The 24,696-nt window shown below is 72.9% G+C and carries 23 protein-coding genes; 7 read left to right on the top strand and 16 right to left on the bottom strand.

The features are described 5' to 3' along the window. Positions 1-70: 70 nt before the first annotated feature. Positions 71-592 (bottom strand): ribonuclease FAU-1 family protein, encoded by a 522-nt coding sequence (locus AFM16_RS09030; RefSeq protein ID WP_078632991.1) that lies wholly within the window; start codon positions 590-592, stop codon positions 71-73. After that, on the bottom strand, positions 573-1,502 hold the full coding sequence (locus AFM16_RS09025; protein ID WP_030796319.1) for a GNAT family N-acetyltransferase: 930 nt from the start codon (positions 1,500-1,502) through the stop codon (positions 573-575). Before AFM16_RS09025 ends, AFM16_RS09030 begins: the two co-directional genes overlap by 20 nt. Before the next feature lie 70 nt (positions 1,503-1,572). Between AFM16_RS09025 and AFM16_RS09020 the strand changes: the two genes are divergently transcribed. Continuing rightward, positions 1,573-1,941 (top strand): GntR family transcriptional regulator, encoded by a 369-nt coding sequence (locus AFM16_RS09020; protein ID WP_030796315.1) that lies wholly within the window; start codon positions 1,573-1,575, stop codon positions 1,939-1,941. 53 nt (positions 1,942-1,994) lie between these two features. Here AFM16_RS09020 and AFM16_RS09015 read toward each other — a convergent pair whose 3' ends face one another. The 6 genes from AFM16_RS09015 to AFM16_RS08990 all read right to left on the bottom strand — a co-directional run bounded on the left by AFM16_RS09015 (position 1,995) and on the right by AFM16_RS08990 (position 8,894). Then, positions 1,995-2,768 (bottom strand): DUF72 domain-containing protein, encoded by a 774-nt coding sequence (locus AFM16_RS09015; protein WP_030796313.1) that lies wholly within the window; start codon positions 2,766-2,768, stop codon positions 1,995-1,997. A 27-nt stretch (positions 2,769-2,795) separates the two neighbouring features. Continuing rightward, positions 2,796-3,890 carry a DUF5925 domain-containing protein gene (locus AFM16_RS09010; RefSeq protein ID WP_030796300.1) on the bottom strand — a complete coding sequence of 365 codons (1,095 nt, stop codon included), beginning with the start codon at positions 3,888-3,890 and terminating at the stop codon, positions 2,796-2,798. Positions 3,891-4,449: 559 nt separating this feature from the next. Next, on the bottom strand, positions 4,450-5,250 hold the full coding sequence (locus tag AFM16_RS09005) for a polysaccharide deacetylase family protein (protein ID WP_078632990.1): 801 nt from the start codon (positions 5,248-5,250) through the stop codon (positions 4,450-4,452). Further along, positions 5,247-6,305 carry a glycosyltransferase family 2 protein gene (locus AFM16_RS09000; RefSeq protein ID WP_078632989.1) on the bottom strand — a complete coding sequence of 353 codons (1,059 nt, stop codon included), beginning with the start codon at positions 6,303-6,305 and terminating at the stop codon, positions 5,247-5,249. The genes AFM16_RS09005 and AFM16_RS09000 overlap by 4 nt, the downstream gene beginning before the upstream one ends. A gap of 41 nt (positions 6,306-6,346) precedes the next feature. Further along, positions 6,347-7,189, bottom strand: coding sequence for a glycosyltransferase family 2 protein (locus AFM16_RS08995; protein ID WP_030796294.1), 843 nt, complete (start codon positions 7,187-7,189; stop codon positions 6,347-6,349). A 496-nt stretch (positions 7,190-7,685) separates the two neighbouring features. After that, complete coding sequence (locus AFM16_RS08990) at positions 7,686-8,894, bottom strand: S8 family peptidase (protein WP_078636887.1); 1,209 nt, start codon at positions 8,892-8,894, stop codon at positions 7,686-7,688. A gap of 316 nt (positions 8,895-9,210) precedes the next feature. On the opposite strand from AFM16_RS08990, the gene AFM16_RS08985 reads away from it, so the two are divergent. Further along, the gene (locus tag AFM16_RS08985; RefSeq protein ID WP_078632988.1) at positions 9,211-10,023 is read left to right on the top strand and encodes an SGNH/GDSL hydrolase family protein; all 813 of its coding nucleotides are present in this window, start codon (positions 9,211-9,213) and stop codon (positions 10,021-10,023) included. 3 nt (positions 10,024-10,026) lie between these two features. Here the strand turns inward: AFM16_RS08985 and AFM16_RS08980 are convergent, their stop codons facing one another. From AFM16_RS08980 to AFM16_RS08965, 4 genes are all read right to left on the bottom strand, one after another. Further along, positions 10,027-11,640, bottom strand: a complete 1,614-nt coding sequence (locus AFM16_RS08980) for a serine/threonine-protein kinase (RefSeq protein ID WP_078636886.1) — start codon at positions 11,638-11,640, stop codon at positions 10,027-10,029. 60 nt (positions 11,641-11,700) lie between these two features. Then, positions 11,701-13,422, bottom strand: a complete 1,722-nt coding sequence (locus AFM16_RS08975; protein WP_078636885.1) for a sulfite exporter TauE/SafE family protein — start codon at positions 13,420-13,422, stop codon at positions 11,701-11,703. Between the two features lie 11 nt (positions 13,423-13,433). Beyond that, positions 13,434-15,029, bottom strand: coding sequence for a tetratricopeptide repeat protein (locus AFM16_RS08970; RefSeq protein WP_078632987.1), 1,596 nt, complete (start codon positions 15,027-15,029; stop codon positions 13,434-13,436). Positions 15,030-15,188: 159 nt separating this feature from the next. Further along, a complete protein-coding gene (locus tag AFM16_RS08965) occupies positions 15,189-16,739 on the bottom strand; it encodes a DUF4331 domain-containing protein (protein ID WP_078632986.1) in 1,551 nt (516 codons plus the stop codon). A 216-nt stretch (positions 16,740-16,955) separates the two neighbouring features. On the opposite strand from AFM16_RS08965, the gene AFM16_RS08960 reads away from it, so the two are divergent. The 3 genes from AFM16_RS08960 to AFM16_RS08950 all read left to right on the top strand — a co-directional run bounded on the left by AFM16_RS08960 (position 16,956) and on the right by AFM16_RS08950 (position 18,715). Continuing rightward, a complete protein-coding gene (locus AFM16_RS08960; RefSeq protein ID WP_030797466.1) occupies positions 16,956-17,498 on the top strand; it encodes a sigma-70 family RNA polymerase sigma factor in 543 nt (180 codons plus the stop codon). Beyond that, positions 17,495-18,316, top strand: a complete 822-nt coding sequence (locus tag AFM16_RS08955; RefSeq protein ID WP_030797463.1) for an anti-sigma factor — start codon at positions 17,495-17,497, stop codon at positions 18,314-18,316. Before AFM16_RS08960 ends, AFM16_RS08955 begins: the two co-directional genes overlap by 4 nt. A gap of 126 nt (positions 18,317-18,442) precedes the next feature. After that, positions 18,443-18,715 (top strand): hypothetical protein, encoded by a 273-nt coding sequence (locus AFM16_RS08950; protein ID WP_078632985.1) that lies wholly within the window; start codon positions 18,443-18,445, stop codon positions 18,713-18,715. Between the two features lie 9 nt (positions 18,716-18,724). Here AFM16_RS08950 and AFM16_RS08945 read toward each other — a convergent pair whose 3' ends face one another. The 4 genes from AFM16_RS08945 to hmgA form a co-directional block, all read right to left on the bottom strand. Further along, a complete protein-coding gene (locus AFM16_RS08945) occupies positions 18,725-19,921 on the bottom strand; it encodes a CaiB/BaiF CoA transferase family protein (protein ID WP_078636884.1) in 1,197 nt (398 codons plus the stop codon). Positions 19,922-19,993: 72 nt separating this feature from the next. Continuing rightward, positions 19,994-21,136 (bottom strand): type ISP restriction/modification enzyme, encoded by a 1,143-nt coding sequence (locus AFM16_RS08940; RefSeq protein WP_107419049.1) that lies wholly within the window; start codon positions 21,134-21,136, stop codon positions 19,994-19,996. Between the two features lie 12 nt (positions 21,137-21,148). Beyond that, positions 21,149-21,898, bottom strand: coding sequence for a GntR family transcriptional regulator (locus tag AFM16_RS08935; protein WP_078632984.1), 750 nt, complete (start codon positions 21,896-21,898; stop codon positions 21,149-21,151). Between the two features lie 27 nt (positions 21,899-21,925). Then, the gene (hmgA, locus tag AFM16_RS08930; protein WP_078636882.1) at positions 21,926-23,278 is read right to left on the bottom strand and encodes a homogentisate 1,2-dioxygenase; all 1,353 of its coding nucleotides are present in this window, start codon (positions 23,276-23,278) and stop codon (positions 21,926-21,928) included. Positions 23,279-23,441: 163 nt separating this feature from the next. Between hmgA and AFM16_RS08925 the strand changes: the two genes are divergently transcribed. Together AFM16_RS08925 and AFM16_RS08920 are read left to right on the top strand one after the other, a co-directional pair. Then, on the top strand, positions 23,442-23,978 hold the full coding sequence (locus AFM16_RS08925) for a hypothetical protein (RefSeq protein ID WP_078632983.1): 537 nt from the start codon (positions 23,442-23,444) through the stop codon (positions 23,976-23,978). A 98-nt stretch (positions 23,979-24,076) separates the two neighbouring features. Continuing rightward, complete coding sequence (locus tag AFM16_RS08920) at positions 24,077-24,694, top strand: TetR/AcrR family transcriptional regulator (RefSeq protein ID WP_078632982.1); 618 nt, start codon at positions 24,077-24,079, stop codon at positions 24,692-24,694. Positions 24,695-24,696: the final 2 nt, after the last annotated feature.

Genomic DNA, 24,696 nt, shown 5'->3' with positions numbered 1-24,696 from the left:
CCGAAAACGGCTGCTGGAGGAGGGCCGGAGCGATCTTTAGGGTGGGCTTAAGGAAGCGCTGAGACTGGGATCAGGAAGGTGACGTGCTGTCGTGGAGCAGTGACTCCAGGCCGCCCGCGACGGTCGCGAGCACCTCCAGTTCGTCCAGGGCGGTCACCGCGGCCGCCGCCGCGGCGGGGTCGCGGCCGGCCAGCCCGCTCTCCGCGAACTCGTCCTCGTCCAGCCGGAGCACCTCCGTGCCGTCGGCGGACCGCCACAGGTCGAGATCGAGGTCCTCCACGACCAGTTGGGCGCCCGAGAGCGTCGCGGGGCGGGTGACGTCGCAGTACCAGCCCTTCAGCGCGCCCGTCGCGGCCCGGACCTCCTTGACCGCGTACCAGCGGTCCCGCCAGTAGTACTCGGTGAACACGTCACCGGGTTCGAAGCGTACGAAGCCGAAGTCCCGTACGCCGTCCCCCGCCCAGGGGGCGCGCACCGCGATCCGGTTGCCGTCGTCGGAGAGCAGCTCGGCGGAGTAACGGATCTTCGTGCGGCCGCCCTTGACGAGGACGACCTCCAACGAGCCCACCGGCTCAGCCGAGTTCGCGGACATGGCGTACCTCCGATGCGTGGATCTCGTACCCGAACCAGGAGTTGATCGCGAGCATCGGCGCGTTGTCCGCGTCGTTGCCCGTGTGCGCCCGGGTGTACCCGGCCGCGCGGGCCCGGTGCAGGGAGGCGTTCTTGACGAGCTTGGCCAGGCCCCGGCCGCGGAAGGCGCGGGCCGTGCCGGTCATGCCCGTGGTGTAGGTGCGGGCGCCGTCGGTGCGGGCCGCGCTGAAGGCGACCGGGCGGCCGTCGGCCACGGCGACCGAGGTCAGCTCATGGTCCAGCAGGGGGTGCCGCCAGGTCTGCGCGAGCCATGCCTCGTAGTCCGACAACTCGGTGTCGATGTCGCCCGGTTCGTCGGACGCCGTCTCCGCGTCCAGCGCGAACAGCGGGCGCGGGTCGTCCGCGAAGTCGGCGGCCGTACGCAACTCCACACCGGGCGGCGGGTCTTGCAGCGGCGGCAGCTCGGCCCGCGCCAGGTCGAGGACCAGGAAGTGGGCGCGGCGGCTCGCCCGGTAGCCGTGCCGTTCGGCGAAGGCCCGGTTCCCCGGCTCGTCCAGGACCCAGGCGAACAGCTTCGTCGCCCCGTGGGCCGCGAGGTGCTCCTCGGCCGTCCGCGTCAGCAGGGTGCCCGCGCCCCGGCCGGTGCGCGCCGGGTCGACGTACACGTTGAGGAAGCCCTGGCCGGGCTCCGGGCTGTCGTGGACGAGCCCGATCTGCGCCGTGCCGACGATCTCGCCGTCCACCTCGGCGACCAGGGTGCGGACGTGGGCGTCCGGATCGGCGTGGGACAGGTCGTGCCGTACGGACCGCGCGGTGAAGAGCACATGGGGCAGCGCGCGATGGCGGACCCGGACGAAACCCTCGACGTCGGCGGTCGTGTCGGGGCGCAGAGCGCGCACGATGACGGTCATGTCGGCGCACGCTACGGCCGGTGCCGTCCCCGTGCCTCTCATTTTCCGCCCGGTGCGGGAGAATCGGACCGTGACCTTGAAGATCCACATCGATGAGGGTGTCGCGCCGTACGAGCAGGTGCGGGCGCAGATCGCGGAGCAGGCCCGGTCCGGAGCGCTGCCCGTCGGCTACCGGTTGCCGACGGTCCGGGGGCTCGCCGAGTCGCTGGGCCTCGCGGCGAACACCGTCGCCAAGGCGTACCGGGCGCTGGAGACCGACGGCGTGATCGAGACTCGCGGCCGCAACGGCACGTTCGTGGCGGCCGTCGGCCCCGCCGCCCAGCGGGAGGCCGCGGAGGCGGCGCGGACCTACGCCGAGCGGGCGGTGCGGCTGGGGCTCAGCGAGGAGGAGGCGGCGGCCGCGGTCCGGGACGCGCTGCGGGCGGCGTACGGCGACTGAGCCGGCGTACGGCGACCGAGCGGTGTATGGCGACCGACACGAGAAGCGGCGGGTCAGCGGCGGGACGCCAGCGCCCTCGGCGTGCGGGTCACCGTCAGCCGGGCCCGCCCGGCCGTCCTGCCGAAGAGGGCCGCGTCGCCCACCGCCGCGCCGCCGGGGTCGTTGTTGAAGTACGCGTACACGTCCTCGCCGTGGGACCAGGTGGTCGCGATGCGGTCGATCCAGGTCTCCAGGGCGTGCTGGCCGTAGCGCGGCCACGGCTGGGCGCGGCCCTCGTGGAAGCGGACGTAGCCGAAGCCGGCGGTCCGCCACAGCGGTCCTGCCGGGCGGGCCCGGACGTCGGCCCAGCACAGGGCCGCGCCCCGGGCCTCCAGGACCCGCCGCACGGCCGGGGTCCACCAGGACGGGTGCCGCGGTTCCACGGCGACCCGGGTGCCCTGCGGGAAGGCCGCCAGGCAGGTGTCCAGCAGCTCGGGGTCGGCGCGCAGGGTCGGCGGGAGCTGGAGGAGGACCGGGCCGAGGCGGGCGCCGAGGCCGGCCGCGTGGGTCATCAGGCGGTGGACGGGTTCCGCGGGGTCGTGCAGCCGTTTGATGTGGGTCAGATAGCGGCTGGCCTTGACCGCGACCACGAAATCCGGCGGCAGCCGCCCGGCCCAGGACGCGAAGGTCTCCCGGGACGGCAGCCGGTAGAAGGCGTTGTTGATCTCCACCGTGGCGAAATGCTCGGCGTACTCCTCCAGCCAGCGCCGCACGGGCACGTCGGCCGGGTACAGGACCTCACGCCAGTCCTTGTACTGCCAGCCGGAGGTGCCGACATACAGGGTCATACCTCCATGGAACCACTCCGGGCTCCCCTACAGGTAAAGCCCCGCGTCCGCCCCGGCGCGCGGCTCCGGCAGCGAGGTCGGAGACGTGCCCCGGCGCAGCGCGTACAGCTCCGCCAGCGTCGCGCCCTCGCGGCCGACGCCCTCCTCGGTGCCCAGCCAGTCGACGGCCTCCCGGCGGGTCAGCGGGCCGACCTCGATCCGGGCCAGACAGCGGCCCGGGCGGACCACGGCCGGGTGCAGCCGCTCCAGGTCCTCGTTGGTGGTGACGCCCACCAGGACGTTGCGGCCCTGGCCGAGCAGGCCGTCGGTGAGGTTCAGCAGCCGGGACAGCGCCTGGCCCGCGGTGTGCTTGGCCTCGCCGCGGATCAGTTCGTCGCAGTCCTCCAGGAGCAGCAGCCGCCAGCGGCCCTTGCCCGAGGAGTCCTCCTCGCCGATCGCGATGTCCATCAGATAGCCGACGTCGGAGAAGAGCCGCTCCGGGTCCAGTACGCAGTCCACCTGGCACCAGTCCCGCCAGGACCGGGCCAGGGTGCGCAGCGCCGAGGTCTTGCCGGTGCCGGGCGGGCCGTGCAGCAGGAGCAGCCGGCCCGCGATGCTCTCGGGGGTGGTGCCCATCAGGCGGTCCATCGCCTCGGCCACCGGTGCCGTGTAGTTGGGGCGGACCTCCTCCCAGGTGCCGGCGGAGATCTGGCGGGTCGTGCGGTGCGGGCCGCGCCGCGGGGAGACGTACCAGAACCCCATCGTCACGTTCTCCGGCTGGGGTTCGGGCTCGTCCGCCGCGCCGTCCGTCGCCTCGTTCAGCACCTGGGCGGCGAGTTCGGCGGTGGTCGCGGTGACCGTGACGTCCGCGCCGCGGTTCCAGCGGGAGATCAGCAGGGTCCAGCCGTCGCCCTCGGCGAGGGTGGCGCTGCGGTCCTCGTCGCGGGCGACGCGCAGCACCCGGGCGTGCGGCGGCAGCAGGGTCGCGCCGGAGCGGACCCGGTCGATGTTCGCCGCGTGCGAGTACGGCTGCTCGCCCGTCGCGAAGCGGCCGAGGAACAGCGCGTCGACGACATCGGACGGCGAGTCGGAGTCGTCGACGGTGAGCCGGATCGGCAGAGCGTCGTGTGGGAGCGCAGACATGCCGCCATGATCCGCCACGGGACCGCCCCGCGCACCCGGTTTCCGCAGTGCGCGCGGTGTGTCGCTTGTGCCGGATGAATCCGACGTTGCCCGATCGGTCCCGGCGGCCGCGCCGATCGGCTCCGCCGGGCGAGTTGAGACCGCTGCGGCAGTCGCCTGGGCAGGTCCTGGCGGACGCCGCCGCCGGGACCGACGGCGGCGTCCGCCGACAGAGACGGCCATGCGCCTGCTGCGGGGACCGGCCGCGTGCTCGCCGCGGATCGGTGCGCCCGCTGCGGGGCCCCGCTCACTCGCCGCGTGGGCTGCACGCGCTGGCGTGCTGGCCACCGTTGCCGGGGTCGGTCAACCGCTCGTCGCCGGGACTGGCTACGGGGGTTGTCCGCCGCCGGTCCCGGCCGCGTGCTTGCCGCCGCGAACAGACCTCCGCCCATCAGACCTCCGCCCATCCCCGCGAACGGCCCTGCGCCCGGTGCCGCGAAGAGCCCGCCGTCCGTCACCGTGAACAGCCCGCCGCCCGGCGCTCGGGCTCTGTCCGTCCGCGCGGCGCCGGGGCGATGGTTCAGCCGAAGCCGGCCGTCGCCCTGCTCCCCAGTCGTCGGGTGCGGCGGATCACCGCGTAGCCCTTGGTCAGGGTGCGGTCGCGGGCGAAGAGGTGGGTGAGGGCCCGGCCGTCCAGGAGGCGGGCGAACTCCTCGCCGGTGGTGGTGCGGCGTACGGTCACCCGGTGGAGGGCGTACGGGCCCTGAGCGCGGCGGGCGAGCGTGTTGCCGACGGCCAGGGCCTGGGCGAAGCCCAGTCGGCGCACCGCCGTGCGGACCCGGCGGCTGGAGTAGCCGTACGGATAGGCGAACGACAGTGGCGGCGTGCCCAGTTCGGCGGTCACGACCTCCCGGCAGCGGATCAGCTCGGCGCGCAGGTCCGCGTCGTCGAGCTGGTCGAGCTGCGGATGGGTGTGGCTGTGACCGCCGATCTCCACGCCCGCGTCCGCGAGTTCGCGCACCTGCGGCCAGTCCAGCATGGTGTCGAGCCCGCCGCCGGTGTCGTGGGCGCCCCGGATCCAGCCGGTGGAGACGAACAGCGTGGCCGGGAAGCCGTGTTCGGCGAGGGCGGGCAGGGCGTGCCGGTGCACGCCCTCGTAGCCGTCGTCGAAGGTGATCAGCACCGGGCGGCCGGGCAGCGGCCGTCCCGCCCGCCAACGGGCCGCCAGGTCGGCCGTGGTGAGCGGGGTGAGACCCCGCTCGGCGATCACCGCCATCTGCTCGGCGAACGCCTCGGGGGTGACCGACAGGGCACGGGTGGCGTCGTTCGGTTCGGCGGCTATCGCGTGGTACATGAGGATCGGAACGCGAGCCTCCGTCATGCCGCGTCACCCCGTTCCCGCGCCCCTTCCCGCGCCCTTTCCACCTCCGGTGCCGGTTCGATCCGTACGACCTCGAACGTCGTCCCGGCCCGGCGCGCCCGCAGGCTGCCGACGACGTACCCGCCGGCCGCCGTCAGCACCCCGGCGACGATCGCGCCCGCCCGCCGGGCCCCGCCGGGCCGGGCCAGCACCTGGTCGCGCAGCCCGCGCACCACCCCGGCAGGCAACACCCGCGTGGCGTACCGGCGTTCGGACTCCAGCCCCTTGTCGGTGCCGACGCTGCGCGCGACGAGCGCCTTGGACAGGCCCTCCGCGTAGGTGCGGGTGCGGAAGTAGCCGAAGTGCTCGCGCGCCTCGGGCACCTTGTGGTGGATCACCGCGCGGTCGTCCATCAGCAGGATCGCGTCGGGTCTCGCGCGGGTGAGCCGGATGCACAGGTCCGTCTCCTCGCCGCCCATCGGGCGTTTGTCGCCGTCGCGTCCGATGCCGGTGGCGAAGCCGCCCACGACGTCGAACGCGCTGCGCCGGAAGGAGGCGTTGCCGCCGAGGATGTTGCGGACCCGGACCCGGCCGTGCGGCAGGCCCCGGTAGGAGCAGCCCACCACCCAGTCGAACTCCTCGGGGAACCAGTCGGGCCGCCGGCCCGAGGACCACACGGGTTCGGCGCGGCCGCCGACGGCCAGCACCCGGGGATCGGAGTAGGGGTCGGCGAACCGCCGCAGCCAGTCCCGTTCGGCCACGGCGTCGTCGTCGAGGAAGGCGATGACCTCGCCCCGCGACCGGGCGATCCCGGTGTTGCGGCCGGCCGACAGACCGCGCGGGCCCGCGTTGGGCAGCACCCGCACCCCGTCGTCGTGCGCGTACTCCTTCGCCAGCCGGTCCAGGAGCGTCGGGTTGTGGTCGACGACCAGCAGGGTCTCCAGGGCCGGGTGGGACTGGGCGGCCACCGAGGCGACCGCCGCGAGGATGTCCTCCCAGCGGTCCTCGGTGTACACACAGATGACGACGGAGATGCCCAGCCCGGTGCCCGACTCGGTGCCCGACTCGGTGCCCAACCCGGTACCCGATTCAGTGCCCGGCGCGCTGTCCTGCCCGCTCAAGACACCTCCCCCCGGGCCGAGTCGAGCATCGGGGAGCGCCGGGCCGCGCGGCGCAGCGCACGCCGGTTGGACCGCTCCTTGAGGATCACCCGCAGCACCCGCAGCCCGTCGCGGACGGCGCGCAGATTGCTCACGCCGTGGATGCGCAGGTACTCGTGGCTGGGGATCTCCTGGACCTTGAGGCCGGCCTTGACGACCCGGATGTTCATCAGGGTCTCGACCTCGAAGCCCGTGCAGTCCAGCTCGATCTTGTCCAGGCAGTGCCGCCAGAACGCGTTGTAGCCGTAGCACAGATCGGTGTAGCGGGCGCCGAACTTGCGGTTGACGACGGCGCACAGCGCCCGGTTGCCGAGCCGCCGGATGAACGTCATGTCGTCGGTGCCGCCGCCGTTGGCGAAGCGGGAGCCCTTGGCGAAGTCCGCGCCGGAGACCAGCGCGGACACGTACGACACGATCTCGTTGCCGTCGGCCGAGCCGTCCGCGTCGACCATCACGATGATGTCGCCGCTGCACGCCTCGAACCCGGTGATCAGGGCGTCCCCCTTGCCGCGCCCCTGCTGTCCGACCACCTTGACGCCCGGCCACAGCTCCCGGGCCACCTCGACGGTGCCGTCGGTGGAGTTGCCGTCGACCAGGACCACTTCGTGGATCCAGTCCGGCAGGGTCTTGAAGACGTACGGAAGGTTCTCGGCCTCGTTCATCGCGGGGATGACCACGCTCACGGGCGGCGTGATGGCCAGATGCGAGGAGATGGGCCGGTAGGCGCCGACGGTCGTCGGAGCGTCGAGATCCCGCTCCGACTCCTGCTCCGATGTCGCCGGCTGAAGAACGGAACTCATGAGTCTGGTCCCTCTCGTCCGGTGGGCCGCCCGCCCCTGGGCGGCCCGGATCCACGTCCGGTTCGAAAGGGGGGTTTCTCACCCATGGCGGAACGGTCTCCGCACACCTGCCGGGTGAGCTGGCAAAGCTGACCGGCCACCGGCGAACGACGGCGGCCGACCGCGCGGCACGGCCCGGTCACCAGATGGCCACCGAGCACGGCACCCCCCTACCGCGCTCCCGCTCCGGATGCCGCCGCGGTCCCTGAGCCCTCCCCTGGAGCCGTTACCGACGGTCCGATGCGAGTGAGATGTATGACGGTATTGATGATTAAGCCCGGATGGCAAGACCTTGGCGGTCCTCTGACCGTTTTGTTCGTTTGACCGTTACACACGGGTGTGCCCGCCCGGGGACGGGTGTGCGGTGCTCGGACACAGGTGTTCCCCGGAGGCGGCGGACGCCTCCGGGGAACGGGGGGAACGACAGGCCGGATCGGTCAGATCACGACCACTGGGGTCACGGGACGAGCTTCAGCAGCCGGTTCGGGGAGCCGGTGCCGGGGCTGGTGACCTTGCCGGTGGTCGCGCCGCTCGTCAGGGCGGTGGCGACCTGCGCCGGGGTGGCCGAGGTGTGGCCGGCCAGGTAGACCGCGGCCGCGCCCGCGACGTGCGGCGTCGCCATCGACGTACCGGAGATGGTGTTGGTGGCGGTGTCGCTGGTGTACCAGCCGGCCGTGATGGAGGAGCCGGGGGCGAAGATGTCCAGGACCGAGCCGTAGTTGGAGTAGCTCGCCCGGGCGTCGGTGCTGGTGGTGGCGCCGACGGTGATGGCCTCGGTGACCCGGGCCGGGGAGTACGAGGAGGCGTTGGCGCTGCTGTTGCCGGCCGCGACCGCGTAGGTCACCCCGCTGGCGATGGAGTTGCGCACCGCGGTGTCCAGGGTGCTGGAGGCGCCGCCGCCGAGCGAGAGGTTGGCGACCGAGGGCCCGGAGTGGTTGCGGGTCACCCAGTCGATGCCGGCTATCACACCGGCGGTGGTGCCGGAGCCGTTGTTGTCGAGCACCCGGACGGCCACGATCTTCGCCTTCTTGGCCACGCCGTAGGTGGAGCCCGCGATCGTGGTGGCCACATGGGTGCCGTGGCCGTTGCCGTCGGAGGCGGTGGTGTCGCCGTCGACGGCGTCGTAGCCGTAGGAGGCGCGGCCGCTGATCTGCGAGTGGGTGATGCGGACGCCGGTGTCGATGACGTAGGCCGTGACCCCGCTGCCCGCGCTGTCCGGGTAGGTGTACGTGCCGGACAGCGGCAGGGACGTCTGGTCGATGCGGTCCAGGCCCCAGGGGGCGTTGGACTGGGTGGTGTCGGTGACCCGGACGGTCTGGTTCTGCTCGACGGCGGCCACCGCCGGGTCGGCCGCCAGTCTGCGGGCCTCGGCGGCGGAGAGGGTGGCGGTGTAGCCGTTCAGCGCGGCGCCGAACGTCTTCTTGACCGTGCCGCCGTACTCCTTGATGAGGTCCTTGCCGGTGGCCGAGGACGCCTTGAAACCGGCCTGGGACTTCAGGGTGACGATGTAGCTGTCCTGTACGGCGGTGGGGGAGTTCGCCGCGAGGACCCGGCCCTCGGCCGGGGCCGCCTGGGCGGGCAGTGCGGTGAGCCCGCCGACGAGGGCGGCGGCCGCCACCGTGGTGACGGCGGCGGTGCGGATCCTGGTGCTACGCAGGTGTGCCATGACGAGGAAGTCCTCCATCGGGCGCCGCGCGACCCGGGTGGGGCGCGCGTCTGTGGGGGGTGCGCGCGGGGTCGCGCGCACGGCCTCGAACGTCGCGTTCCGTTCTCGGCTGAGGTAAAGCCTCGGTCGACTACAGGCGTAGAACAAGGGAGTTGACGATACGTCAACAACTTTGACATGACCACGCAACGTCGCGATCAAAAAGGGGCGCCTCCCGGCCCCGGTAGGACCGGAAAAGTCTTGGCATGGACACTTCCGGTCAACACGCGTAGTTGCTACGACAGTTATGGCAGAGATCCTGCTAAAGGGAGGTTCCATGAGACGTTCCCGACTTGTCGTATTCGTCAGCTCACTCCTCCTGGCCGCCGGCGCAGCCCTCACCGGGGCGAGTGCGGCACAGGCGTCCGCGTCCCCGCTCGCCGCCGCCGGCGGGTACGTGGCCCTCGGCGACTCCTACTCCTCCGGGGTCGGCGCGGGCAGCTACATCAGCTCCAGCAGCTCCTGCAAGCGCAGCACCAAGGCGTACCCCTACCTGTGGAACGCCGCCCACACCCCCACCTCGTTCACCTTCGCCGCCTGCTCGGGCGCCAAGACGGGCGACGTCCTGGCCAACCAGCTCGGCGGCCTCTCCTCCACCACCGGCCTCGTCTCCATCACCGTCGGCGGCAACGACGCGGGCTTCACCGACGTCATGACCACCTGCGTCACCAGCTCCGACAGCACCTGCGTCAGCCGCATCAACACCGCGAAGGCGTACGTCGACTCGACACTCCCCGGCAAACTCGACACCGTCTACTCGACGATCCGCTCCAAGGCGCCGAACGCCCGCGTCGTCGTCATCGGCTATCCCCGCTTCTACAAGCTCGGCACGGTCTGCGTGGGCCTGTCCGAGACCAAGCGCTCCGCCATCAACAACGCGGCGGACCACCTGGACACCGCCCTGGCCAAGCGCGCCGCCGCCCACGGCTTCGCGTTCGGCGACGTCCGCACCACCTTCGCCGGCCATGAGATCTGCTCCGGCAGCTCCTGGCTGCACAGCCTCAACTGGCTGAGCATCGGCGACTCCTACCACCCGACGGCCTCCGGCCAGTCGGGCGGCTATCTGCCCGCTCTCGAGCGCAACGCCTAGCCGCTACTCCGAGGGCGAAGGCGAAGCGGAGGCTCCGTCCGTCGGGGCCTCCGTGGCACACGTGACCGAGAACGGCACGTACTGCGAGGTCGCCTTCACCGGATCGCGCACCTCGACCCCGATCGCGTTGCTGTACGTCCCGTCCTCCGCGTACGTCGACACGATCACCCGGTCCTGCTTCGACTTCCCGCCGCCCGAGGGGAAGTCCAGCGTCTTCCAGGTCTGCCCCGACAGCTCGCCCTCCCGCGACACCCAGCGGTACGACACCTGTGCGGGCAGCGTCCCCACCGTGATCGTCGCCGTGAAGGCCGGTGCGGCCGAGTCCGGCGGCGGACACGTCCCCGAGTAGTCGGTGTGGCTGCCCACCACATGCACCGTCACCGTCTGCCGCGGCGCCTCGCTGGAGGCGCTCGCGCTCGGACTTGCCTTCGACGGCTCGGCCGTCGGCCCCTCGCTCTCCTCCCGCGTCGGCGACGGACTCACGCTCTCCGTGCGGCCGGCGGTCACTCCCGCGCTGTCGCCGCCCTTCTTGTCGTCGTCCCGGTTCAGCAGCCCGTACGTCAGCCCGGCGATCGCCAGCGCCAGTACGGCCACGCCCGCCACCAGCGCGACCCCGCCCCGGCGGTGCTGCCGCGGCTCGGTCGTCGTGGTGCCCGTCCACGGCGGGCCCCCGGCCGGAGGCGTCGGCGTGACGGCCGTACGGTCCCGGCCCACCGGCTCGGCGGGGGCCGCGACCGTCGGCGGGAACGGCGCGAACGGCACCCCGCGCGAGGTGTCCGGCCGCGGCGTGCCGCCCGCGGCCACCAGCCGCAGATCCCGCTCCGCCACGTCGGCCGGCAGCCGCTCCGCCGGATCCTTGCGCAACAGCCCCTCGATCACCGGCGCCAGCGGCCCCGCCCGGTACGGCGGCGGCAGCTCCTCGTCCACGATCGCGCGCAGTGTGCTCAGCGGAGTGTCGTGCCGGAAAGGGGAGTTGCCCTCCACCGCCGCGTACAGCAGCACGCCCAGCGACCACAGGTCCGACTCGGGACCCGGGGTGCGCCCGAGCGCGCGCTCCGGCGCGAGGAACTCCGGCGAGCCGATCACCTCACCGGTCATCGTGAGCGCGGAGGTGCCCTCGACGGTGGCGATCCCGAAGTCGGTCAGCACCACCCGGCCGTCGTTCGACATCAGCACGTTGGCCGGCTTCACGTCCCGGTGCAGCACCCCGGCGTCGTGCGCGGCCCGCAGCGCGGAGAGCACCTCGGCGCCGATGTGCGCGGCCCTGGCCGGCTCCAACGGGCCCTCGGCGTCCAGCAGATCGGCGAGCGAGACCCCACGCACCAGCTCCATCACGATCCACGGCCGGCCGTCCTCCACGGCCACGTCGTACACCGTGACCACGTTCCGGTTGGCGACCCGGGCCGCGGCCCACGCCTCGCGCTCCAGGCGCGCGTACATCCGCTCGATGTCGGAGGCCGGCAGCCCGGCCGGGGCGCGCACCTCCTTGACGGCGACCTCGCGGTGCAGCAGTTCGTCCCGCGCCCGCCACACCGTGCCCATGCCGCCCTCACCGAGCGGGGTCAGGAGCCGGTAGCGGCCCGCGATCAGCCGCTCACCGCCCGCTTCTTCGGACACCGCGTCCCCCATTCGCACATCGCATCCGGGCGAAAACCCACGCAACCCCACCAACGTAGCTCAGCCCAGTACGGATGCGGCCCCCTTGAGCACAAGGCCGGCCCCGAGAGCCACCACGAGCAGCGCCGACCAGACCGGCAGATTCCGCCGGACCAGCGCCACGGCGGGCCGGGTGGTCCAGCGCGGCTGCCGGTCGAGCAGCCGGGTCGCGCCCGCGCCGAGCCGTACGACCGCGTACCCGGCCGCCGTGAGGGTCAGCGCCAGCCCGACGCCGTACGCGACGACGAGCAGCAGCCCGAACCAGGCGTGCCCGAGCGCCGCCGCGCCGACCAGCACGACCACGGCCGAGGGACTGGGCACCATGCCACCGGCGAACCCGAGCAGGATCGTGCCGCGCAGGGTGGGGGCGGTGGCGTGGGTGTGGGTGTGACCGCCGTGGGTGTGGGTGTGGCCCGCGTGGGTGTGCTCGTGGTCGTGGTCGTGATGGTGGTCATGGTCATGGTGATGGTGGGTGTGTTCGTGGGTGGGGGCGCTGGTGGGGGCGGGGGCGTGCGGTCCGGTGTGCGCGCCGGCCAGTACGAGGGGGCGGGCGGGGGCGGGCTGGTGGTCGTGGTGGTCGTGGCCCCCGGGGTCATGGGGGCCGTGGGTGTGCGTGTGCCCGCCGTGGCTGTGGGTGTGTCCGGGCCCGTGCCCATGCCCATGCCCGTGCCCATGGCCGTGCCCATGGCCGTGCCCATGGCCGTGCGACCGGTTGCGCCAGGCACGGCGGGCGAGCGTGACGCCCGCGACGAGCACCAGCGCGCCGCTGGCGAGGCCCAGCCAGGCGATCACCGAGGGGGCCGCGGCCGAGCCCGCCGTCACCAGCAGGCCGAGGGCGACCACGCCCAGGGTGTGGGTGACGGTGACCGACGCGGCCAGCGGCAGTACGTCCTTCATCCGGGCCCGGCCGCCCCGCGCGGCGGCGGTCGCGGCCATGATGGTCTTGCCGTGGCCCGGCGCGACCGCGTGCATCGCGCCCAGGCCGACGGCGATCACCAGCGCCAGCGCGGCGAAGCCGAGGGTGAGGTCCTGCCGGGCGACCAGACCGTCCAGGGCGCGCGTCCACCGGTCGGCGCCGCGCGGCAGCACGGACGCGGCGGGCGCGTCCCGCCGGTCGTCCTCGGTCAGCGCCGGACCGCCGGGCCGCACCCGCAGCGACGCGGTCGCGGTGTCGGCGGGGGAGGAGAGCAACTCCTGCGGGTACGAGGTCAGTTCGCCGGAGATCGAGGTCTTGGGTACGTCGGACGCGGTGAGCGTCGTCCGGTCGCCGCGCGCGGTGATCTCGCGCCAGCCGGGCCCGGAGTCGGCGCCCGCGCTGTGGAAGGCGACGGTGACCGTGTCGTCGGCGGGCAGCGGAGCCGTCAGCCGGCACTCCACCCGCAGCGTGTCGAGCCCGGCCTGCCCGGGCCGTACGACCGCCTGGGCGGCGCCCGCCGCGAGCGGGACGGCGCGGCCGTCCACGGTGACCTTGCTGCCGGAGGCGGCCGTGGCGCAGCGCTGCCGCGCCCACTCGGTCATGCCGAGGCGCTCGATGTCCGGCTTGGCCTGGGTCGCCGGGATCTCGGCGAGGTCCTCGACATGGTCGACCCGGAGCTGTCCGGGGGCGGTGACGAGACCGTCGTACCGGTTGACGGTGAAGTTGCCGAGCGGGTGCGCGCTCGCGGTGGCCGCGGGGAGCAGCGCGAGCGCGCAGCCGGCCGTGAGCACGGCCGCGCCGGACGCGAACAGCCGACGCGGGTTCAGCCGACGGGGGTTCACTTGGCCGCCTCCAGTGCCTTGAGTGCCGTACGGGCCGCGCGGGCGCCCGGCGGGGAGAAGCCGGGGTTCAGCTTCAGGGCCGCCGTGAGGTGCGTGCGGGCGTCCTTCGCGTTGCCGGTGGCCTGCTCGATCACGCCGCGGTGGTAGAGGAAGGAGGCGTTGCGGTAGCCGGTCGCGGTGGCCCTGCGGGCGTAGGGGAGGGCCTCGGCGTCCTTTCCGTTGACGTGCAGGGCCCAGGCGAGGGCGTCCGCCGTGTGCACGGTCCGGCGGCGGTCCCACTCGGCGCGGGCCGCGCGCAGTGCCGCCGTCCGGTCGCCGTGGTCGGCGGCGGCCAGCGCGGTGTCCAGGTCGGCGTTGACGCCGTTGGCGCGGGCCAGCGCCGTCCAGGCGTCGACCAGGGTGTACTGGTCGTCGGCCTTCGCCCGGTCGCCCTCGGCGCCGCGGGCCTCGTACAGCTCGCCGAGTTCCACCAGCGGTCCGGGGAGCGGGAAGCGGGCGACGACGTTCTCCAGCCCGGTCAGCGCCTCGGCCCGCCGGCCGCTCGCCGCCTGGGCGCGGGCCCTGCCCTCCAGTGCCGGGAGGTAGTTCTCGTCGGCGGCGAGGGCGCGGGCGTAGTGGGTGAGGGCGTCCTCGTAGTCGCCCTGGTTCCACGCCAGTTGGCCGATCTGGGTGGCCACGTAGGCGATGTCGCCGGGCGTGGTGGCCGAGTTGAGCGCCTGGTCGAGGACGCGGCGGGCGGTGGTGACGTCGCCGCGCAGTTCACGGACGTAGGCGTAGCGCGTGAACACCGGTACGCCCGGACGCCGTTCGTCCGCGAGGTCGGCGGCACGCGCGGCGTCGTCGTAGCGGCCGAGTTCGACGAGGGCGTCGATCCGGGAGCACAGGGCGCGTTCGCTGTACGGGTTCTGCTTCAGCGCCTGGTCGGCGTACTTCAGGGCGTTCGGGAAGTCGTGGCGGGCGGCGGCCAGGGCGGCGCGGCCCGCGAGCGCCTGGTCGTTGTCCGGGCGCAGCGCGAGGGAGCGCTTGAGGGCCTGCTCGGCCTGCGGGTAGCGGGACGGGTCGCCGTTGGTGCGGGCCTGCTCGACGTAGGCGAGGCCGAGGGTGGCCCAGCCGCCGAAGTCCCTCGGCTGGGCGCGGAGATGGGCCTGGAGCGCGGTGATGCCCTCGCCGAGGTCGGCGCTGGCGAGCAGTCCGGGGGTGACCGCGGCGGCCGTCACCACGGGGGTGTTCCGGGTCTCGTGGGTGGCCCCGACGGCGATCGCGCCGGCGGTGAGGGCCACGGCCAGCATGGCGGCACAGGCCCCGAGTTCGACCACCCGCCGGCGCCGCCCGGCGGCGGCGACCCGGCGCACGGCGGCGACCCGCTCGTCGGACACCGGTTCGCCGGCCACCGGTTCGTCGGCCACCGTTTGGTCGGCCACCGGTTCGTCGGTCGCGGCGGCTTCGGTGGCCTTGGCCTCGGTGTCCTGCCCGGCGCCCGCGTCCGCGCCCGCGACCGTGACTGTGACCGCGTCCGCGTCCGTGTCCTCGGACCGCCGTCCGGATGCCGGGAGTTCGCGCTCCGGCTCGCCGTCGTTCGTACGCGGGGACATGCCTCTCCTCGGTCGCCTGGGTGGATCGTCCTGCGGTGGTGTGGCGCGGCCCGCGCCGTGGGGGATGGGTTACGCGGGCCGCGCCGGTCGATGGGGGCGGGCCGGGGAGCGCAGGTTTCTCCCCGGGCCCGCCCGGACGAACGTCCGGGAGAAAAGGGCCTAGTAGCCCCGGTGACCCCGGCCGCCCGTCCCGCGGGTGGCGCGGCGCCACCACATGAGGCCGCCGCCGATGAGGAGGACGCCGGCCGCACCGGCGCCGGCGGACGCGGCGATCAGGTTCGTGTTCGTCTCGGTCGAGGAGGCCGGCTGGAGGGCGTCACCGAGCTGGCTGCGGACGTCGGTGCCGCTGCTGACACCCTTGGCGAGCGGACCGCGCGAACCCTCGGTCGGCAGGGCGACGTACGGGAAGGCCTTCTCGAAGGTCTTGTCGTTCTTGTCGACCGCGTCACCCAAGTCGTTCTTGGAGCCGACCAGTTCACCCTCGACGACCTGGAGCGAGACGTCGATGACGTCGTCGGTCAGCCGCCGGCCGTTGGGGAAGCCCGCGTTGTCGCCGTCCAGCACGCCCAGCCGCTTGGGGCTGGCGGTCGGCTTGATCGAGGTGTTGAGGCGGAGCTGCTCCGAAGGCTTCACGTACGGCGGCTGGTTGAGCCCCTTGACGCCCTTGAGGAACACGTCGACCAGGTCGTTGCGCGGCTCCGCCGGGGCCTTGATCTTGTAGATCGCCTCGATGAGCTTCGGCAGCTCGGGGTTGGTGACGTTCTTCAGGAACTGGGCGTCCTCCCAGGGCGCGGACGCGTTGAACTTGTCCTTGTCCTTGAGGGGGTTGACGACCTCGTTGACCAGCGGCATGCCCAGACGCGACACCTGGGAGTAGTAGCCCTGCGCGTTACGGCGCTGGGTGGTGGACCAGATGCCGACGATCGGCTGGTCCTTCGACTCGGTGATCATGTCGGTGGGCACCTGGAGGGCGATCGAGTTGACGTTGTAGCCCTTGAGGGTGTCGTTACCGACCTCGGACAGGTTGCCGCCGTACAGCAGGTCGAAGACGCGCAGGTCCAGGAAGAACGGGTCGTCGGCCTGGCCGGCGAAGGTCTTCGCGCCGCCGGGGAGCTTGTAGATCGCCTGGTCGCGCAGCTTGGCGTAGTTCGGCATGGACGCCTTGCCCACGTTCGACGGCGCCACCGGCACGTCGTCCGCCAGCTTCGTCTTGTGCACGACCTTCTGGTTCTTGAGCTTGACCAGCTCCAGGTCGTAGGTCTGGGTGACGTTGAGGTCCTTGTCGTCCAGGCTCTCGACCGCGCCGGTGTTGTAGAGGAACGTCTTCTTGTTCTTCACATGGGTCTTGAAGGTGTAGCGGAAGAGCAGCTCGCCCTGCGCGTCACCGTTGTTGTCGACGTGGATGTCGTACTGGGCGTCCTCGGCGAACGGGAAGAAGTTCGGGCCGCCGGCCGGTTCCTCGAAGGGGATCCAGTTCGCGACGATCGTCGTCGTGTCCGGATGGTCCGGGCTGACGAACGCGTACAGGTCCGTGTTGTCGTACTGCGGGGTGCCCGAGATGAGCGGGGCCTCCCGGTGGCTGGAGGCGTGGGCCGCCCCCGGCGCCAGAGTGGCCATACCGGCGGCCGCGAGCCCCCCGGCGGCCAGCGCACCGCATATGAGAGTCGCGACGCTCCTGCGTCCCGCGCCGCTGCTGGAGATAGCTGTCATGCCGTCCGTCCTCTTGCCGACCTCTGTGCCAACTTGCCTGACTGGACAGTGATACGAAGCGGACGGCGGATCGGATTGGTCGGGATCCAAAAAGTTTTTCCCGCTGCTCGACCCGCGTTTTCGGATCTATGATCCGTAACCCATCCGGAGGTGTGTCCGTTGCGAATGCCTGGTGTGAGGGGTCGGCCCGGGTGCGGCCGTGGAGAGGGGGACCGGATGGAGGCGGACGAGCTGCTGGTGCTCGTCGCTGGAGGCGATCAGCGAGCCTTCGAGCAGTTGTACGGACTGGTGTCCGGACCGGTGTTCGGGCTCGTGCGCCGGGTCGTGCGCGACCCCGCGCAGTCGGAGGAGGTCACCCAAGAGGTGCTCCTGGAGGCATGGCGCTCCGCAGCACGCTTCGATCCCGGGCGCGGCAGCGCCCTCTCCTGGATCCTCACCCTCGCCCACCGGCGGGCGGTCGACCGGGTGCGCAGCGCGCGGGCCGCCGTCGACCGGGAGCAGCGCGAGGGCCGGCGCTATCACGATCCGGCCTTCGACCAGGTGTCGGAGGAGGTCGAGGCGGGCCTGGAACGGGAGTTGGTGCGCCGCTGCCTCAACCGGCTGACGGCTCTCCAGCGTCAGTCCGTGACGCTCGCCTACTACGACGGGTACACCTACCGTGAGGTGGCGGAGCGGCTGTCGCTGCCGCTCGGCACGGTCAAGACGCGCATGCGGGACGGGCTCACGCGGCTGCGCCACTGCCTGGGAGGTGCCGCATGAGCGTCCTCGGTTCGCTGTTCCGCCGTGAGGACCGGCACTCGCTGGCCGCGCCCTACGCGCTGGACGCCCTCGACGCCGATGAGCGCCGCCGGTTCGAGAAGCATCTGCGCTCCTGCGACCGGTGCGCCGCCGAGGTGCGCGAACTGGCCGAGGACGCGGTCCGGCTGGCCTGGTCGCAGTCCGCGCCGCCGCCGGCCGCGATGCGCGAACGGGTGCTGGCCGCCGTCCAGCGGACCCCGCAGGAGCCGGTGCGTGCGCCGGTGCGTGAGCGCGCGCCCCAACTGCCTCCCCATGTCTGGGGCACGGAACCACCGCCCGGACGCTCCCGTGCGCCCCGTGCGCGCCGCCCGCTGTTCGTGCCGTTCGCCACGGCCACCGCGGCGGCGGCCCTCGTGGTCGCCGGGCTCTTCGCCGTCCAGGCGAACCGCGCCCAGGACGAGTTGGCCGCCGAACGCGACCGGGCACGTGAGATCGCCCACGTTCTCGCAGCTCCGGACGCGCGCGCGACGACCGGGGCGGATCAGCGGGGCCGCAGTATCGGAGTGATCGCTTCCGCATCGGAGGGCGAGGCGGTCGTCACGTTGAGCGGATACGGCGAGCTGCCCACCGGACAGGTGCATCAGCTCTGGCTCATGCGCCCCGACGCGCAACCGCGCTCCCTCGGGCTCTTCGCGGGCGACACGCCCTTGGTCGCGACCGGACTCGACACCGCGGCGACGTCACTCGCTGTGACCGTCGAGCCCGACGGTGGGTCAGCTCAGCCCACCAGCCAGCCGATTGTCCAACTCACCCTGAAATCGGTTGGATTCGGAGAGTGATCGAAGAGGGGTCGTCAACCCCCTTATGGGGAAGGTGATTCCCGTGAGCTCGATACACGCGTGCCCGGCCGGGGCGATAGGGTTACCCTGCCCGGGCCGGGTGGACTCGTACGGGTGGGGAGTGACATGGAACAGATAACGATGCGCAGCAGGGCGAGGGTCCCTGCGATCACCTGCGGGAGTACCGCGACCAGTTCGCGGCTCGACCGTCATCTCGCGGTGCTGGGCGGCCCCGCCATACCGCAGCGCGAGACGCTGGAGGCGACCACGCTGATGCGTGAGCTGACCGCCCGTGAGCCCCACGAGCGCAGCTCGCAGGGTGTGCGGGTGAGCCGGGTCTCGCTCTTCGCGCCGCTGCGCCGACTGCGCCGTTCGCTGTTCGGCGGACACCGGCACTGAGACCCGCGCTCAGGCGGCCACACCGTCCCGGCGCAGCGCTGCGATCTCCTCGTCCGTCATCCCCGCGGCACGCAGCAGCGCTTCGGTGTGTTCCCCGAGCGCGGGTACGTCCCCCATCCGCGCCTCCGACCCGCCCGGCAGTGTGATCGGAGGCAGCAGCGCGCGCAACGGCCCGACCGGCGACCCCACTTCCCGCCACCGCTCACGGGCCGCGAGCTGCGGATGCTCGTTCAGTTCCCGCAGGTCCCTCAGGCGTGCGCAGGCGATGCCCGCGGCCTCCAGGAGCGCCAGCGCCTCGTCGGTGCCGAGCGCGCCCAGCGCCTCGGTCACCAGTGCGTCCGTGCGCTCCCGGCGCGCCACCCGGGCCGCGTTCGTCGCGAACGCCGGGTCCGTGCCCAGCTCGGGCCGCCGCATCACCTGTTCGGCCAGCCGCCGCCACTCGCGGTCGTTCTGCACCGACAGCAGCACCCGGCCGCCGTCGGCCGTGGGATAGGCGTCGTAGGGCGCGATCACGGCGTGCGCGAGACCGGTGCGCTCGGGCGGCGTGCCCCCGTGGATGGTGTGGTGCAGCGGATGCCCCATCCACTCGGCGAGCGCCTCCAGCATCGACACCTCCACCGGACCGCCCCGCCCGGTCGTGCCCCGCCGCACCAGCGCGGCCAGCACCCCCGAGAAGGCGTACATCCCGGCCGCGATGTCGGCCGCCGGGATCCCCGCCTTCACCGGCTGCCCGGGCGTCCCGGTCACCGACACCAGACCCGCCTCGCACTGCACGAGCATGTCGTACGCCCGCTTGTCGGCGTACGGGCCGCCGGCGCCGTACCCCGAGACGTCCACGGCGATCAGCCGCGGATGCGCCGCACACAGCGTCGCGGCGTCCAGGCCGAGCCGGGCCGCCGCCCCCTGCGCCAGGTTCTGCACGAACACGTCCGCGTCCGCGATCAGCCGCCGTACGACGTCCAGGCCGCGCGGGTCCTTCAGGTCCAGGGCGATGGACTCCTTGCCCCGGTTGCACCACACGAAGTGGGAGGCGAGGCCGCCGGCGGCGGTGTCGTAGCCGCGCGCGAAGTCACCGCCGTCGATCCGCTCCACCTTGATCACCCGCGCGCCCAGATCGGCGAGCTGCCGGGTGGCGAACGGGGCCGCGACGGCCTGCTCGACGGCGACGACGGTGACGCCCTCCAGGGGCGGGGGAAGTCCATCCATGGAACGGATCATGTCACCGACCGGGTACCGCACCCCGTACGGCCCGGGCGGCGCACCGCCGACGGCACCCGCCTACAGCAGGGCGAACTGGCCCTCCGGGCCCTCCTCCTGGTGGTCCAGGACCGTTGCCGGGCGGCGGGAGGTGTCCGGCGGTGGGAGGACGCCCGATGTCCGCAGGTCCGCCGTGGTGAGCCCGTCGTTGACGGTCAACTCCTTCTGCTGCTCCCGGACTTCGGCGAGCAGCGCCAACACCGTGATCAGTTCCAGGAGTTCGGAGGTCCAGGTCTGCCGCCAGGCGGTGGGGAGGATCGCCGCGAGGGTGCCGGGCTCGGCGGCCGGTGCCGTACGGGCCGCGAACCACCGCTCCAGGACCCGGGTTCCGGCCGGTGCCTCCATGTCCCAGGCCTCCGGCGGGACCGGGGAGATGCGGCCCTCGTCGAGGTGCAGGGTCTCCTCCTCACGGTCGTAGCGCAGGGTCAGCGGGCGGGCCGGCAGCGGGGCGCGGACGTAGGGGCGGCGCCCGCCCGGGAGCTTGGGGCGCTCGCCGTCGCGGCGCAGCAACCACAGGGCCCGGTGGCCGAGTTCGACACCGCGCGCCCAGAGCGAGGGGTCGCGGGGGAGCGGCACCGTGAGGTCGGGGCCGACCGTGACGAGCGTCCAGGCCAGGAAGTCCAGCGGGTCGAGGGAGTGGCCGAGCCGCTCCAGCAGACCCGGCGCCAGATTGGGTTCCGCGCCGCCCGGACGCCGGTACAGCGGGCGGACCCGGCCGCCGCGCGGGACCGGCAGCAGCCGGGTCGCCAGCGGCGGCGCGTCCGCCGACTCCACCAGGAACACCTGGTGCGCGTCGGCCACCCGCCACAGCTCGGGGCGGGCCGCGTCGATCAGCCGGTGGTCGGGGAGGAGCCACTGCTCGTCGAAGGGAGCGGCCAGCACCCGTACCGGCTCGGGGCAGGGCCCCGCCGCGCGGACCAGCCGCTCGGTGCCGCCGGCCTGCCCGGGGAGCTGCGCCACCGCTGAGTGCGCGGTGCGCGAGCGCGTCGGCTCGAACAGCGCCTCGCGGTCCGGGCCCTCCGCCGCCACCAGCGCGGCCCAGCGGTCCCTGAGCGCGGCCGGGTCGGGGGCCAGCGGCCAGGCCCGGCCGAGGCGCGGCGCGGCGACGGACCACGGCATGAGGTCCGCCAGCGGTGGGGCGTCGGCGTGCGTCACGGTCGGCATGGTACGTCCTGCTCAGGTGGCGTCGAGCGTGACCGTGAAGGAGAAGCGGTCGCCCCGGTAGTGGATGACGGCCGCGTCCAGCACCCGCCCGGCCGTGTCGTAGGTGACGCCCGTGTAGTGCAGGATCGGGCTCAGCAGCGGCACCCGCAGCAGCCGGGCCGTCTCCGGATCGGCCAGCCGGGCCTCGACCGTGTCCGTGATCCGGCTGATGTCGGCGCCCACGACGTCCCGCAGCACCTTGGTCATCGGCCAGCGCACCAGATCGTCCGGGTCGATCTGCGCGGCCAGTTCGGGACGGACGTAGTTGCGGGCGTGGTTGGTCGGCTCGCCCGTCGTGTCGTCGCCGCGCAGCCGGTGGTAGGCCGCCACCTCGGTCAGATCCGGGAAGTGCTCGGCGAGTTCGGCGGGCACCGCCGCCGTGCCGTGCTCCAGCAGTTCGGTCGTCATCCCGGACTGCTGGGCCACGATCGCGTCGACCGAGCCCAGCAGCCGCACCGGCGCACCGCGCCGCACGTCCGGCTCGATGAACGTGCCGCGCCTGCGGTGCCGGGTGATCAGCCCCTCGTCCTCCAGCTCCTTCAGCGCCTGCCGCATGGTCAGCACGCTCACCCCGTAGTGCCCGGCGAGCTGCTCCTCGGTGGGCAGTCGCAGCGGGTCCCGGGGCGAGCGGCCCAGTATCGAGGCGCGCAGCGACTGCGACACCTGGTACCAGAGCGGCAGCTTGCGGTTGAGGACGATCGAGTCCGGGGCGAAGGAGGTCACGGGCCATCCGTACCCTTCGGGCATCTTTCAGTGCAAGGGGCGGAAGTGCCGTTCCAGGCCGTTCCACACGTCGTCGTACCCGTGCTGGAGATGGTCGGCGCCGGCCGCGTGCGGGGTGAGGGTGAGCGGCCAGCGCGTCTCGAACATGAACGCGAGACCGTCGTCCACGCGCTGCGGGCGCAGTTCCGCCGCGCTGGCCCGGTCGAAGGTCTCCCGGTCCGGGCCGTGCGCCGACATCATGTTGTGCAGCGAGCCGCCGCCCGGCACGAAGCCGCCCTTCCCGGCCGTCTTCGCGTCGTAGGCGCCCTCGATCAGGCCCATGTACTCGCTCATCACGTTCCGGTGGAAGTACGGCGGCCGGAAGGTGTCCTCGCCCACCAGCCAGCGCGGCGCGAACACCACGAAGTCGACACCGGCGAGGCCCGGGGTGTCCGAGGGCGAGGTCAGCACCGTGAAGATCGACGGGTCCGGGTGGTCGTACGAGATCGTGCCGATGACGTTGAAACGGCGCAGGTCGTAGACGTACGGGACATGGTTGCCGTGCCAGGCGACCACGTCGAGGGGGGAGTGGTCGTAGCGGGCCGTCCAGAGGTTGCCGCAGAACTTGTTGACGACCTCCACCGGCCCCTCGGTGTCCTCGTACGCGGCGACCGGCGCCAGGAAGTCACGGGGGTTGGCGAGGCCGTTGGCGCCGATCGGGCCGAGGTCGGGGAGCTGGAAGGGGGCGCCGTAGTTCTCGCAGACGTAGCCGCGGGCTGTCGGGCTCTGCCCGCCGTCCGACGCAGTGTCGAGCAGCTCGACCCGGAAGCGCACCCCGCGCGGGATCAGCGCCACATGGCCCGGCTCGGCACGCAGCAGGCCGAACTCGGTGCGCAGCAGCAGCCCGCCCCGCTCGGGGACGATCAGCAGCTCGCCGTCCGCGTTGCTGAACACCCGCTCCATCGAGGTGTCGGCGTGGTAGAGGTGCACGGCCATGCCGGTGCGCTGGGCGGCGTCGCCGTTGCCGCCGAGGGTCCACAGGCCGGCCAGGAAGTCGGTGCCCGCCGCGGGGTCCGGCAGGGGGTCCCAGCGCAGCCGGTTCGGGTCCGGCACGGTCTCCGTGAAGGGCGCGGTGCGCAGCGCGCCGTTGCCGGTGCGGGTGAACGCCGGGTGGGCGGCCGACGGGCGGATCCGGTACAGCCACGAGCGGCGGTTGTGGGCGCGCGGCTCGGTGAACGCCGATCCGCTGAGCTGCTCCGCGTAGAGACCCAGGGGCGCGCGCTGGGGAGAGTTGCGGCCCTCCGGCAGGGCGCCCGGCACGGCCTCGGAACTGTGCTCGTTGCCGAAGCCGGTCAGATGGGTCAGCCCCTCGGCGGTCTTCCGTGCGTCCCCGCGGTTCATCGTCACTCGCTTCCTTGCGGCCAATTCCTATGCATCACCGTAGGATTGCGGTTTCGTCGGCGCAAGAGGTGCGCCGGTCGTCCTTCGTAAGGACGATCATCGGCGACCGGAACCAGACCCCAGGGGGATCCGTCCGTCGGACCGTTGCTCTAATGTCACCGGCATGTCGTGGTCGCGTGGAGCCGTCGCCGCGCTCGCCGTCTCGGTCCTGCTGCTGACCGGATCCGCGGGCTGCGGTTCCGACGGTGCCCAGGACAAGGGTGACCTGCTGTCTCCCTCCCCCGTGGGCAAGGTCCTCGCCGACACGGACCTCGACGGACGCCACTACCGCGAGGTCGACGCCGAGGGGGCGCCCGCGGTCGGCCTGGAGGTGCAGCCCGACGCCGACGGCGGCTGGGACGTCCGCCTCAAGCTGGCCAATTTCCGCTTCTCGCCCGACGGTGTGAAGGCCCGCGCGGTCACCGGCCGCGGCCTTGCCCGGCTCTACGTCGATGAGCGGGCCGTCGCCGATCTGCGGACCCCGTCGTACCGCATCCCGGCCGGCTACCTCCCGCACGGCACCCACCAGGTCACCGTCCGGCTGTACGCGGACGACGGCACGGTGTGGGCCGTCGACGGCAAGGCCGTGGAGAGCACCGCCGACATCACCGCCTCGGAGTCGACCGGCAGGGCCGCCTGGTCCTCGCCCTCGGAACCCTGAGCGGCTGTGAACGGCCGTGCCCGCCCGGCCATGAGTGCATCGGGCATCCTTCTCCGTACTGAGGGGCGAGGTTCACCCGGCCCCGGCGGAAAGGCATCATGAAGCCCGTGCCCCCAGCGACATCGCTCCGTCGTGCGCCCGTCCAGCGGCGCAGTGCCGAACGGCTCACCAGGATCCTGGACGCCTGCGCCGACCTCCTCGACGAGGTCGGCTACGACGACCTGAGCACCCGCGCCGTCGCCCAGCGCGCGGGCGTGCCCATCGGCTCCGTCTACCGCTTCTTCGGCAACAAACGGCAGATGGCGGACGCGCTCGCGCAGCGCAACCTGGAGCGGTACGCGGAACGGGTCACCGCACGGCTGGCGGGCGCCCGGCCCGGTGACTGGCGGGCCGCCATGGACGCCGTCCTGGACGAGTACCTGGCCATGAAGCGCACCGCGCCCGGCTTCTCCCTCGTCGACTTCGGCAACCAGATCCCGGTCGGCGTCCGCCAGGCCGAACCCAACCACCGGGTCGCCGACCGTCTCACCGAGCTGCTCTCCGGCTACCTCGGCCGCACCCCCGACGAGGACATGAGCCGGATCTTCCTGATCGCCGTGGAGACCGCCGACACCCTCGTCCAGCTCGCCTTCCGGGTGGATCCGCAGGGCGACCCCAAGGTGATCGACGAGACGCGGGAGCTGCTGCGGGCGTATCTGGCGCGGGTGCTGGACTGACC

This window comes from Streptomyces antibioticus (assembly GCF_002019855.1).
In the GTDB taxonomy this organism is placed as follows: Bacteria; Actinomycetota; Actinomycetes; order Streptomycetales; family Streptomycetaceae; genus Streptomyces; species Streptomyces antibioticus_B.
Note: the sequence above shows the minus strand (reverse complement) of the source record. Positions and strands in the feature narration are given on the sequence as shown.